This is a genomic window from Pseudomonas sp. BSw22131 (genome assembly GCF_026810445.1).
Classification (GTDB): Bacteria; Pseudomonadota; Gammaproteobacteria; order Pseudomonadales; family Pseudomonadaceae; genus Aquipseudomonas; species Aquipseudomonas huanghezhanensis.
The window spans coordinates 5,627,501-5,639,864 of the sequence record NZ_CP113949.1 but is presented as its reverse complement, the minus strand read 5'-3'; the positions used below and the strand labels follow the sequence as shown (position 1 = coordinate 5,639,864).

12 protein-coding genes (1 of these 12 only partly in view) are annotated in these 12,364 nt (G+C 56.8%); 2 read left to right on the top strand and 10 right to left on the bottom strand.

Going from position 1 to position 12,364, the window contains the following annotated elements; all coding sequences use genetic code 11:
• From OYW20_RS25505 to OYW20_RS25460, 10 genes are all read right to left on the bottom strand, one after another.
• On the bottom strand, positions 1-1,962 hold the full coding sequence (locus tag OYW20_RS25505) for a DUF7844 domain-containing protein (protein WP_268798619.1): 1,962 nt from the start codon (positions 1,960-1,962) through the stop codon (positions 1-3).
• Positions 1,959-2,279, bottom strand: coding sequence for a DUF2388 domain-containing protein (locus OYW20_RS25500; RefSeq protein WP_268798618.1), 321 nt, complete (start codon positions 2,277-2,279; stop codon positions 1,959-1,961). Before OYW20_RS25500 ends, OYW20_RS25505 begins: the two co-directional genes overlap by 4 nt.
• Positions 2,280-2,316: 37 nt before the next feature.
• Positions 2,317-2,622: a DUF2388 domain-containing protein gene (locus OYW20_RS25495; protein WP_268798617.1), complete on the bottom strand. Its 306-nt coding sequence runs from the start codon at positions 2,620-2,622 to the stop codon at positions 2,317-2,319.
• Between the two features lie 104 nt (positions 2,623-2,726).
• Positions 2,727-3,044: a DUF2388 domain-containing protein gene (locus OYW20_RS25490; RefSeq protein ID WP_268798616.1), complete on the bottom strand. Its 318-nt coding sequence runs from the start codon at positions 3,042-3,044 to the stop codon at positions 2,727-2,729.
• A gap of 367 nt (positions 3,045-3,411) precedes the next feature.
• Positions 3,412-3,627, bottom strand: coding sequence for a DUF1127 domain-containing protein (locus OYW20_RS25485; RefSeq protein WP_268798615.1), 216 nt, complete (start codon positions 3,625-3,627; stop codon positions 3,412-3,414).
• A gap of 318 nt (positions 3,628-3,945) precedes the next feature.
• Entirely contained in the window at positions 3,946-5,439 is a 1,494-nt protein-coding gene (locus OYW20_RS25480; protein ID WP_268798614.1) for an acetyl-CoA hydrolase/transferase family protein, read from the bottom strand.
• 186 nt (positions 5,440-5,625) lie between these two features.
• A complete protein-coding gene (locus OYW20_RS25475; RefSeq protein WP_268798613.1) occupies positions 5,626-7,071 on the bottom strand; it encodes an NAD(P)(+) transhydrogenase (Re/Si-specific) subunit beta in 1,446 nt (481 codons plus the stop codon).
• Positions 7,071-7,391: an NAD(P) transhydrogenase subunit alpha gene (locus OYW20_RS25470; protein WP_268798612.1), complete on the bottom strand. Its 321-nt coding sequence runs from the start codon at positions 7,389-7,391 to the stop codon at positions 7,071-7,073. Before OYW20_RS25470 ends, OYW20_RS25475 begins: the two co-directional genes overlap by 1 nt.
• An 11-nt stretch (positions 7,392-7,402) precedes the next feature.
• Entirely contained in the window at positions 7,403-8,524 is a 1,122-nt protein-coding gene (locus OYW20_RS25465; RefSeq protein ID WP_268798611.1) for a Re/Si-specific NAD(P)(+) transhydrogenase subunit alpha, read from the bottom strand.
• A gap of 434 nt (positions 8,525-8,958) precedes the next feature.
• A complete protein-coding gene (locus tag OYW20_RS25460; protein WP_268798610.1) occupies positions 8,959-9,855 on the bottom strand; it encodes a LysR family transcriptional regulator in 897 nt (298 codons plus the stop codon).
• 175 nt (positions 9,856-10,030) lie between these two features.
• On the opposite strand from OYW20_RS25460, the gene OYW20_RS25455 reads away from it, so the two are divergent.
• A complete protein-coding gene (locus OYW20_RS25455; RefSeq protein WP_268798609.1) occupies positions 10,031-11,212 on the top strand; it encodes an acyl-CoA dehydrogenase in 1,182 nt (393 codons plus the stop codon).
• 9 nt (positions 11,213-11,221) lie between these two features.
• Positions 11,222-12,364 carry the 5' portion of a CaiB/BaiF CoA transferase family protein gene (locus OYW20_RS25450; RefSeq protein ID WP_268798608.1) on the top strand. Its footprint extends 78 nt past the window's final position, so 1,143 of the gene's 1,221 nt are visible here — the first part of the coding sequence; it begins with the start codon at positions 11,222-11,224; the stop codon falls past the right edge of the window.

Genomic DNA, 12,364 nt, shown 5'->3' with positions numbered 1-12,364 from the left:
TTACGGCAGCTCAAGTCCACCCGCCGCTTTGTGTAAGGCCCGCAGGTGCTCACCGATCTGTTTGAGGTTGGCCTCGGTGGCGGCAATTTCCTTGGCGCGCTCAGGCTCCAGCAGCGCCCTCACCTCTTGATCCAGATCGCCCGTCAGCCTCTGCAGCTGTTTCTGGCGCTGGGTGCTTTCTGCCTCCAATCGTTGCCACTCGCCTTCCTGCGGCAAACCATAGCCGCCGCTGCCAAGCAGTTCTGCTGGTCGGCTGAGGAAACCGCTGTTGGCAAGGATGTCCTGCAGAGTCCCGGTAGCGTGGGCAACGCTGTTGTCCTTTTGCTCGCGGGCGCTGAGGTAGCGTTGTTTTACTTCGTCCTGAGCCAGCAGCAACTGGCGACGCAGGCTGGCCTGTTCGAGCAGCAGCATCGCGGCGCTGGTCCGCAAATCTGCCTGAGCGAACCAGGGCGTACGATCTTTGGCAGCCAGCGCCAGCCAGTCCTCGACCGAGGTCTGCTTGATCGGCAAGCTCTTGCGCAGTACGTCGAACATTGCCTGATAACGATCACGGTAAGAATCGAAGCGATAACCCAGCCGCAGCGCTTCCTTGGGATCGTCCAGGACGCTGGTGTCGGCCAGACCGCGGCCTTTGAGTACTTCAAGCAGGCCATTTGGCAAGATGCTGTCGAGGTTCTGGAGCTTTGGATCATTGGTCCCGCTGCGCAAAAGCTTGAGGTTTTCTACCGCGCAGTTATTGGACAAAAACCAGTAGTCGCCGTCGTAAGCCCAGTGCATTTCGGCTGCACGCTGCACCAGACCGTCGATCTCTGCACGAGACAACTTCATCGGCACTGACGCCAGGCTGCGCAATTCGGTCTTGGTGTACTCGTCTATGACCTGACCCAGGGGCAGTACGAATAGCCGCGACGGATAGCCGCCGGTTAAGCCGCTCCAGCTCGACAGTTGCAGGTCGTTGACGAACGCACGGTAGGAAAGCACCAGGTGTTGATCCAGATCGAGCCGGCAGTCCGGCCCGCGTGGTCGCCCAGGCTTACAGATCACCAGACGCAGCATCGAATGACCCCAGCGGCTGGCAATGTTCTGATTGGCTTCCGCTAGCAGATAGTCAACTTCATAGACGCGCTCAGGGTCGAGCTTGCCGAGCGGCTCACGGGCGAAGTCGTTGCCCGCGTTGAGAAACGGGTAAGCCTTCGGGCATTCAACCTTGTCGGGCGGCGCCCAGCCAAAATGTTGTTTGTAGTAATCGTAGAGCGCAGGGCGACGGCACGCGTATGCCGGGTCCAGCAGGAAGTACTCCATGTTTACGGCGACGAATTCGATGGGACTGCTGATTTCGTAGATGTCCGGGCTACGGGCAACCTGGCCGTTCTTTTCCTCGCGGTCCCCTCGCCGTCCGACGTATTGCGGCCAGCCAGCAAGATCCAGCAATCGTGGATCGTCGCTCAGCGTAAAGCGCCGATCCGTCTGGCCGCGACAGTTATCGGGCAGTCCAACTTTGCCCAGGCTGCTCGCCCGGCGCCCACACATGAATATCAACGACCGGTCAGAGTCCGACCAGAGTTGGGCGCGATCATAGATATGGGTGAGTTCATGCAGGACCGTGGCGAGCATTTCATTGCGCACAGTGCCATGAGGGCGGGTGGTTTTAGTTGTGGCAGCAGTGCCATCGGTCAGCGTTGCCAGCAGATTGAGGTTCAAGTCCAGCCGGTAAGGCCCGTCCGCCTGGCCATAAGCGTTGCTCGGCATGTGATCCGACCAGTGCACTTCAACCTTGCGATCAAGCTTGCTGACGAACTTCGGCGGCAACTTGAGCATGGCTTCGTCAAGCAGCGCCTGGCTTGCCCGGATCTGCGCAGCGCTCAAGCCATCGGTATTGAGCGCCAGACTGAGGTCGGCGAAGGCATTGCTGCACAGCAACGAAAGTGCCGACGCCATCAGCCAGACGGCGACTCTCCTCACAGTGCGAGGATGGCTTCAGCGAGTACCTGATCACTGGCATTGCGGGCTTCGGGCAGACGTTCGCGCAAGGTAGCAAACGCGGCGTCGAGCTGAGAGCCGTGAATATCGCCCCGAGTGGCAACGTAGCTGGCGGCATCGTCTTTGGCTGCCAACACAACTTTTGAGTCACGAATGGAGGTGGTGGTATCGGAAGTAAAATCGATGGTGCGGCCAAAAGCGCGGACGATGATGTTACTGGTGGCTTTCAGGGTTTGCGCCTGAGCCATGTCAGCCAGCAGAAGCAGGCCCAAGGCTGCGGCAATCAGCGGGGTACGCATGGAACGTCTCCAGAAATACAGAAGATATGAAAAGTGGCTATTGGACGAGAATTGCTTGCGCCAGTTCAAGGTCGCTCGCACGAAGTTTTGGCCGGGTCTGGCGCAGGTACAACAACGCCGACTCCAGTTGTGCTCCTCGCAGTTGGCCGTCACTGGCAAGAAACGCTGCAGCATCATCCTGGGCGGCAAGTATCAGTTTGTTATCGAAAGGACCGGTCGTCACTTGGGAGGTGGCGAATCCTGATTTGACCAGGCTTTGCGTAGTGACATCGAAAGCCTGGGCCTGAGCATTCCAGAGCAGGCCACAAATCGACGCAATCAATGAGCGAGGCAGTAAATGCATGGGTCTCGATACTGGCGAAACGAGCGGCAAGGCTAGCGCAATGGCCGTTCCAGGGCTAGTCCGGGAACGGGCCATGCTGAGCCTTAACCTGTCAGGTTACTGAATCAGATCGCCAGGATGGCTTGAGCCAACTGTGCATCGGTGGCATTGATCTGCGGAGATGTCGCACGAATGTGCTGAAACGCACCTTCAAGCTGAGCGCTGCGGATATCGCCCTTGGTGGCGACGAAGCTGGCTGCATCGTCGCGAGCAGCGAGGACGATTTTGTCGTCCTTGAACGATGAGGAGATATTGGACGTTGCGTTGGACGAGGCGTCGATTGCGCGCACCAAAGTGTCGGTAGTGACATAAAAGCTTGAAGCGCTGGCGCTTGTTGCTGCGATCAATAGGGCTGCAGCGCTCATCAGGCGTAGGCGGGACATAGTAAAACTCCAGGAAATGACAGGGATAACCGCACACGCGGATCGGGCGAAGGCAACCATCGCTCCGGGGGATTTTCGGTATTTGCCGCAAAGACTAGCCTAGCGGAGGGCGTCAGCACTATCGCGGCGTGGTGCCAGCTATGACTACGGAAGAAATACACATTTTTTTTATTGACTACGGACCACAGCTTTGCCGCACTGTACTGGTTTATTTTGTTTTTTAGTGAACTGTATAGGTGTGGCGAAACTACTCTCTTATCAAGCCCTGAAACGACAAAACCCGTCGCAGTTCCCCGCGACGGGTTTTGTATGAAGCAATTCGGGTTGCTGGAATGAGGCTATTGGCCTTGGACCAGCGGACGCTAGCTTAGCGCCAGAACGGCTTGCTCAGCTCTTCGTAACGTTGCGATTCGCTGATACCTGCATCGGCCAGGAGACGCGAATCCAGGCGGGCCAGTTGGTGGCGGCTGGAAAGGCGACGCTGCCAGAGCATCAGGTTAGCGAAAGCGCGCAGCGGCAACGAGGCTTGGGCGGTTTTTGCAGTTTCTTCGTAGAACAGATCGGAACTGACTGTACGTTCCATGGTGCTTCTTCCTTCCGCTTGTGGCGGGATTAGATAGTGACTTGATTGGTGGCAATCTTCCTCTCGTTTGTCTCCCCTCTCCAGACACAGTTCACTTGTATTGTGAGGGTTCAGTTAACTGTTGTATGGCACTGTTTTGTCCGTATTTGGGGCAACTGTACGGGTCGGCACGAAAACAGTGCATTTTGCAGCTGCTTGGGGTGTGGGGACGGCCAAAAAGGTCAGGATTGGCAGGTACAGTAGTACAGTTTCTGAGGAACGAATGAGGGCGGCCGGAAACTGGCGACTAAAAACTGTCGCCAGTTCTCAACTGTTTTGTCAGGCCGCCAACATTCGTCCGGTTTCTTCAAGATTCAGGTGCCAACTTAGTGCTTCACGCAGCACATGCGGTGTGTGACCGCCGATGGCACAGGCCCTGCGGAAGTAGTCATTCAATGCCTCGCGATAAGCTGGATGAACACAGTTATCGATAATGACGCGGGCGCGCTCACGAGGCGCGAGCCCGCGCAGATCGGCCAGTCCCTGTTCTGTGACGAGAATATCGACATCATGCTCCGTGTGGTCCACATGGCTGACCATGGGCACCACGCTTGAAATAGAGCCGCCTTTGGCAATGGACTTGGTCACGAAGATCGCCAGGTGCGCATTGCGCGCGAAGTCTCCAGAGCCGCCGATTCCGTTCATCATCCGGGTGCCACCCACGTGCGTGGAATTGACGTTGCCGTACAGATCGAACTCCAGGGCTGTATTGATTGCGATGATGCCCAGACGGCGAACCACTTCAGGATGGTTGGAGATTTCCTGAGGGCGCAATAACAGTTTTGGTTTGTACTGGTCGAGATTGTCGTAAACGCCGCTGTGCTTGCGAGCCGACAGCGTCATCGAGCTGCCGGACGCGAAGCTCAGCTTGCCTGCGTCAAACAGGTCGAAAGTGGAGTCCTGAAGCACCTCGGAATACATCGTCATGTCGTGAAACGGCGAATCCAGCAAACCGGTCATCACGGCATTGGCGATGGTGCCGACGCCTGCTTGCAGTGGCATCAATTGGTTGGTCAGCCGGTTCTGACGCACTTCGTTCTTGAAGAACTCCACCAGATGGCCAGCAATGCCTTGTGTCTCGCTGTCGGGTGGCAATACCGTCGAAGGCGAGTCGGTCTGATTGCTGAAGACAATGCCGACGATCTTCGCCGGATCAATTTGCACGGCCGGATTACCAATGCGGCTGTCGGGCTTGAGCACCGGGATCGGCAGTCGTGTGGGGCGATAGCTGGGTATATAGATGTCATGCAGGCCTTCGAGCTCGAGCGGCTGCGCCAGATTGATTTCGACGATCACTTCTTTGGCCAGAATGGCGAAGCTGGCGGAGTTACCCACGGAAGTGCTGAGAATCAGATGGCCTTCTTCGTCGATTGCCACACACTCGATGACCGCGAGGTCCACTGCCTTGATTTGCCGATTGCGCAATTGCTCAACTGTATCGGACAGGTGCTGGTCGATGAACATGACGGTGCCGTCGTTGATGGCCCTGCGCAGGGTGCTGTCGACCTGAAATGGCATGCGCCGGGACAAGACGCCGGCTTCGGTCAGCTGCTTGTCGAGGTCGTTGCCCAGGCTTGCGCCGGTAATCAGGCTTATCTGTAGTGGCGAGACCTTGGCGCGCTCTGCCAGTGCTTGAGGCACGGCCTTGGCCTCTCCGGCTCGGGTAAAGCCACTCATGCCAACGGTCATACCGTCTTTGATCAAAGAGGCGGCATCGGCGGCGCTCATTACCTTATTCATCAAAGCAGGCAGGCGGATACGTTCACGGTACATGGAGGGTTATCTCGGACGGCTTAAGCGAGCGACCAGTCTAGAGCGTTGCCAGCGCCTCGTCCCGCTACCAAGGTCGCATTGGAGGGCTCTAATTAGAGGGTTTCAGGACAAAACACTGTTGCCCGAAATGTAAAAGCCCCCCAGCCAAGGTGAGCGCTGGAGGGCTTTTTCGTCGCAGATGAAGCCTTAATCGATGGCCTTCACCATGTCCTCAATGACCTTTTTCGCATCGCCAAAGACCATCATTGTCTTGTCGAGGTAGAACAGTTCGTTATCCAGGCCGGCATAGCCGCTGGCCATCGAGCGTTTGTTGACGATGATGGTTTTGGCCTTGAACGCTTCCAGAATCGGCATCCCGGCAATCGGTGATTTCGGGTCGTTCTTGGCGGCCGGGTTCACCACGTCGTTTGCGCCGAGGACCAGCACCACATCGGCCTGACCAAATTCGGAGTTGATGTCGTCCATTTCGAACACTTGGTCGTAAGGCACTTCCGCTTCCGCCAGCAGGACGTTCATATGCCCTGGCATCCGCCCTGCTACAGGGTGGATCGCGTACTTTACTGTCACCCCGCGATGGGTCAACTTTTCTGTCAGCTCTTTGAGCGCGTGCTGTGCGCGTGCCACTGCCAGGCCGTATCCCGGCACGATGATCACCGTGTCAGCGTTGGTCAGCAGGAATGTCGCGTCGTCAGCCGAGCCGGATTTGACCGGTCGTGCTTCTTTGGCGCCTGTAGCGGCGCCAGTATCAGTTGCACCGCCGAAGCCGCCACCGATCACGTTGAAGAACGAGCGGTTCATGGCCTTGCACATGATGTACGACAGGATCGCACCCGAAGAACCTACCAGCGAACCTGCGATGATCAGCATCGAGTTATTGAGTGAGAAGCCAATGCCCGCGGCTGCCCAGCCCGAATAGCTATTGAGCATCGACACCACGACTGGCATGTCGGCCCCGCCAATCGGGATGATCAACAGCACGCCAATGATGAATGCCAGGATCAGCATCAGGCTGAACGCGAAAAGGCTGCCGGTGAACATGAACGTCAGGCCGAAAAACAGCGTGGCCAGCCCCAGAATCAGGTTCAGCTTGTGCTGCCCGGCAAACTGCACCGGTGCGCCCTGGAACAGGCGGAACTTGTATTTGCCCGACAGCTTGCCGAATGCGATGACCGAACCGGAGAACGTGATCGCACCGATCGCGGCGCCAAGGAACAGCTCCAGTCGATTGCCGGCAGGGATCGGATCTCCCAAGTGACGAACGATGCCCAGCGACTGCGGTTCGACCACTGCGGCAATGGCAATGAACACCGCTGCGAGGCCAATCATGCTGTGCATGAAAGCCACCAGCTCCGGCATTTTGGTCATCTCGACTCGCTTGGCCATGATCGAGCCAGCAGTGCCGCCGACGAGCAAACCGATGACAATGTAGCCAATGCCAGCAGTTGCGCCATCTGTAGACATCGCTGCGAGCTTGTAGACCAGGCCAACTGTAGTGAGCACCGCCAATCCCATGCCGACCATGCCGAACAGATTGCCCCGCCGCGAAGTTGTCGGATGCGAAAGGCCTTTGAGTGCCTGGATGAAGCAGATCGCCGAAACGAGATACAGCAAAGTGACGAGGTTCATGCTCATTACTTCGTCACCTCGACTTTGGTCCTGGGCGCTTTTTTCTTGAACATTTCAAGCATTCGTCGGGTGACCAAAAAACCGCCGAATACATTTACCGCTGCCAGCGCCACGGCCAGCGTACCCATGGTTTTGCCAAGCGGGGTCACGGTCAGGGCTGCTGCAAGCATTGCGCCGACGATGACGATGGCCGAGATGGCGTTCGTGACCGCCATCAGCGGGGTGTGCAGCGCCGGGGTAACGTTCCAGACCACGTGATAGCCGACATAGATTGCCAGCACAAAAATGATCAGGTTGTAGATGCCGGGCGAGATGAACTCTTCCATTGTTTTTATCCTCAGCCGTTTTTGCGAACAATCTGGCCGTCGCGGCACATCAGGCACGCGGCGACGATGTCGTCTTCAAGGTTTATTTCGAGCTGGCCTTCGTGTGTGAACACCAGCTTGAGAAAGTCCAGCAGGTTGCGCGCATACAGGGCCGAGGCGTCTGCTGCGACCATTGCCGGCAGATTCGTGTGGCCAACGATGGTGATGCCGTGTTCGATCACTACCTGATCGGCGACCGTCAGCGGACAGTTGCCGCCTTGCGCAGCGGCGAGATCGATTACCACCGAACCGGGCTTCATTTGCGCGACAGTTTCTGCGCTGAGCAACACCGGTGCTTTGCGGCCTGGGATGAGTGCCGTGGTAATCACGATGTCGGCCAGTTTGGCGCGCTCATGTACAGCCACCGCCTGACGCTGCATCCAGCTGGCAGGCATTGGCCGGGCGTAACCGCCGACGCCCACTGCAGCTTCACGCTCTTCTTCGGTTTCGTAAGGGACATCGACGAACTTCGCACCCAAGGATTCAATTTGCTCTTTCACCGCAGGGCGTACATCTGAGGCCTCGATCACAGCTCCCAGTCGTTTGGCAGTAGCAATTGCCTGTAAGCCAGCAACACCGGCGCCCAGAATCAAAACGCGGGCGGCTTTCACTGTGCCGGCAGCGGTCATCAGCATCGGCATGAAGCGTGGATAGTGATGGGCTGCCAACAGCACGGACTTGTACCCGGCAATGTTGGCTTGCGACGAGAGCACGTCGAGACTTTGCGCGCGAGATGTTCGCGGCGCGGCCTCCAGTGCGAATGCGGTGATACCGCACTCAGCCATCCTGGCGATGTTTTCGTTGTTGAAGGGGTTGAGCATGCCGACCACGACCGTACCGGGCTTGATCAGGCTCAATTCGTTGTCGGTTGGGGCAACGACCTTGAGGATCAACGCTGCGCCATACACATCGTTGAGGCCACCAATGGAGGCACCTGCGGCTTCATAGGCGCTGTCCGGGACACTCGCGGTGATACCAGCGCCTGCCTGGACCGTGACTTTATGACCCTGGCTAATGAGCTTTTTGACGGTTTCGGGGGTTGCAGCAACCCGCGTTTCACCCGTCTGGGTTTCGAGAGGGACACCAATGTGCACGTCAAATCTCCTGCGTGATCTTTTTATGTTTAAAAGTAGCCAAGGCGCTACGGATGGCGCGTCTGGTGGGATCGATCACCTCGTCCCCGCCTATGGAAATGGCGGAGGCGCGGCATTTTGCAGGCGAAGCAAATGGGCTTCAAGGATTCTGTAACGAAACTTTTTTTTAACTACAAGTCACCCTGTGACCGTTTGACGCAGGAATTCGCTGAATGCCTTTAAATACATGGCTTACAGAGTTATAGCGAAGATTTAAGAGTTTTTCTGTCGAAGTGACCTGCGAGAGACAAATAGGGCTCTAGACCACGTATTTATGGACTCGTAGGGTTTTTCAATAACGAACATGGATGTGTCGTATATACGACAATTAAGGATATCTGTAGGTTTTTGAAGGAGGTAACTACAGGAGGAGCTGCGGAAAATAATCAACGAAATCAGGGGAGTGAATAGCTCCCTGCTTGATCGACCAGCCAGTCTCTGAACGCTTTTAGCGAAGCGGACTCGAGTTTGCGTTCAGGAATCATCAGGTAATAGGCCTTTGTGCTCGAAAGCGAATGGTCGTTGGCGATGATCAGACGATTCTCTAGCAGCTCGCGCTGAATAAGAAAGGGCGGAATCAGCGCGATGCCCATGTCGTGGGTTGCCGCTTGGGCCAGCATGGAGAATAGCTCGTAACGCGGACCTGTCATGTCGCGCGCAATGCTCATGTCCATCGAGCTGAACCACTGGCGCCAGGCGTAAGGGCGCGTGGTTTGCTGGAGCAATGGCATTTCAGCCAGTTGTTTTGCAGTGAGATGCGTGCGCCCGGCAAGCAGCGTCGGGCTGCAAACCGGCATAGGATTCTCGCTCATCAAACGGTGGGATTCGGTGCCTGGCCAGTCGGCATCCCCAAAGTAGATGGCAGCATCGAACTCTGTGTCTGCGAACAGAAACGGGCGGGTGCGGTTGGTGAGGTTGATTGTGACGTCGGCATGCTTTCGCTGGAACTCCTTGAGTCGTGGCAGCAACCATTGGGTGCCAAACGTCGGCACGACCGCCAGTTCGATGACGTTGGTGCCTTGATTGCCCATTACCGAAAGCGTGTCACGCTCCACGGCATCCAATTGTGTCGCGACTCGGCGGCTGTAAGACAGCCCTGCTTCGGTGAGTTTCACGCCACGCCTTGAGCGTCGGAATAACTCCACGTTCAGGAAGGCTTCGAGGCTGGCTATCTGTCGGCAGATAGCGCTTTGAGTCAGCGAGAGCTCCGCCGCTGCTTTGGTAAAGCTCTCGTGTCGAGCCGCAGCTTCGAAGCTGACCAGTGCTGCGGTACTGGGGATTTTTCGACGCATGTACGGCCGCCTCACAACTAAAAGAGCAAAGGAAGGGCTGGAGCTGTTTCGGAGTGCGAAATTAGCACAAAGCAGTGAGGAATCGTCGTTTGCTAGACAGAGGGAGCGCGCCTAGGATCAGCCGAAGACATTTGTGCGGCATAAGCGAATGCACCCACTTATTGAGGAGAGCGTCATGGGCGGCAAGGCAACTTTCAACTGGATTGACCCGCTGCTGCTGGATCAGCAGTTGACCGAAGAAGAGCGCATGGTGCGTGACAGTGCCGAGCAGTTTGCGCAAGACAAGTTGGCGCCGCGCGTGCTCGAGGCTTTCCGGCACGAGAAGACTGACTCTGCGATCTTTCGTGAGATGGGTGAAATTGGTCTGTTGGGCGCCACTATCCCTGAGCAATACGGTGGCAGCGGTCTGAATTACGTTTGCTACGGGTTGATAGCGCGTGAGGTGGAGCGTGTGGATTCCGGTTACCGATCCATGATGAGTGTTCAGTCCTCTCTGGTGATGGTGCCGATCAACGAATTTGGGACCGAGGGGCAAAAGCAGAAGTATCTTCCGAAGCTGGCATCTGGCGAGTGGATCGGTTGTTTCGGTCTTACCGAGCCTAATCATGGTTCCGACCCAGGCGCGATGATCACTCGTGCAAAAAAGGTTGAGGGTGGTTATCGACTGTCCGGCAGCAAGATGTGGATCACCAACAGCCCAATCGCTGATGTGTTTGTGGTGTGGGGCAAGGATGACGAAGGCGACATCCGTGGCTTCGTTCTGGAGAAAGGCTGGCAAGGGCTCAGTGCGCCGGCCATCCATGGCAAAGTCGGGCTGCGTGCTTCCATCACCGGTGAGATCGTGATGGATAACGTGTTTGTTCCTGAAGAGAACATCTTCCCGGACGTGCGGGGCTTGAAAGGCCCGTTCACCTGCCTTAACTCGGCGCGTTACGGTATTTCGTGGGGTGCTTTGGGAGCTGCTGAGTTCTGTTGGCATACGGCGCGTCAGTACACGCTTGATCGCCAACAATTTGGACGCCCGTTGGCGGCCAACCAATTGATCCAGAAAAAACTGGCGGACATGCAGACAGAGATCACGCTCGCCTTGCAGGGCTGCTTGCGTCTGGGCCGCATGAAGGATGAAGGAACAGATGCGGTTGAAATCACCTCCATCATGAAGCGCAATTCTTGCGGTAAATCCCTGGATATCGCACGTATGGCGCGGGACATGTTGGGTGGAAACGGAATCTCGGACGAGTTCGGCATCGCGCGTCACCTGGTGAACCTTGAAGTGGTGAACACCTATGAAGGTACGCACGATATTCACGCGCTGATTCTGGGGCGTGCGCAAACGGGCATTCAGGCTTTCTATTAAGGAGCTGTCATGGGTGCGCTTTCGCATTTGCGGGTTTTGGACTTGTCTCGAGTCCTGGCAGGGCCGTGGGCTGGGCAGATTCTTGCGGACTTGGGCGCTGACGTCATCAAGGTCGAGCGACCAGGAAACGGCGACGATACGCGTGCGTGGGGTCCTCCGTTTCTGAAAGATGCCGCCGGCGAGAACACCAGCGAAGCGGCCTACTACTTGTCAGCGAACCGAAACAAGCAGTCCGTCACCATTGACTTCACTCAGCCAGAGGGTCAAAAACTGGTGCGTGAGCTGGCGGCGAAGTCAGACATCGTCATTGAGAACTTCAAGGTGGGCGGGTTGAAGGCTTATGGCCTCGACTACGCGTCTTTGCAGTTGGAGAACCCGAGGCTGATTTACTGTTCCATTACCGGCTTCGGTCAAACCGGTCCTTATGCCAAGCGCGCTGGCTATGACTTTATGATCCAGGGCTTGGGCGGGCTTATGAGCCTGACGGGCCGCCCCGAGGGTGAGGATGGTGCGGGGCCCGTAAAGGTCGGCGTCGCATTGACGGACATTCTGACGGGGTTGTATTCGACGTCCGCGATCTTGGCGGCGTTGGCGCACCGCGATCAGGGTGGCGCCGGTCAGCACATTGATATGGCGCTGCTTGATGTTCAGGTTGCCTGTCTGGCCAACCAGGCAATGAACTACCTGACAACAGGCGTCTCGCCCCGTCGGTTGGGCAATGCTCATCCCAATATCGTCCCTTATCAGGATTTCCCCACCGCGGATGGCGACTTTATCCTGACAGTGGGTAACGACAGCCAATTCAGGAAGTTTGCTGAGGTGGCGGGTCAGCCGCAGTGGGCTGAAGATCCGAGGTTTTCCTCCAACAAGCAGCGAGTGCTTTATCGGGCCGAGCTGATCCCGATGATTCGTCAGGCAACCGTCTTCAAGACAACGCGCGAGTGGGTGAGCGCACTGGAGCTGGTTGGGGTGCCCTGTGGGCCTATCAACGATATTGCGCAGGTGTTTGCAGATCCTCAGGTCAAAGCTAGAGGCTTGTTGGTGTCATTACCACATGCATTGGGTGGTACGGTTCCTCAGGTTGCCAGTCCTATTCGCCTGTCCGAGACTCCGGTTGAGTATCGATCCGCTCCTCCACGTTTAGGTGAACAT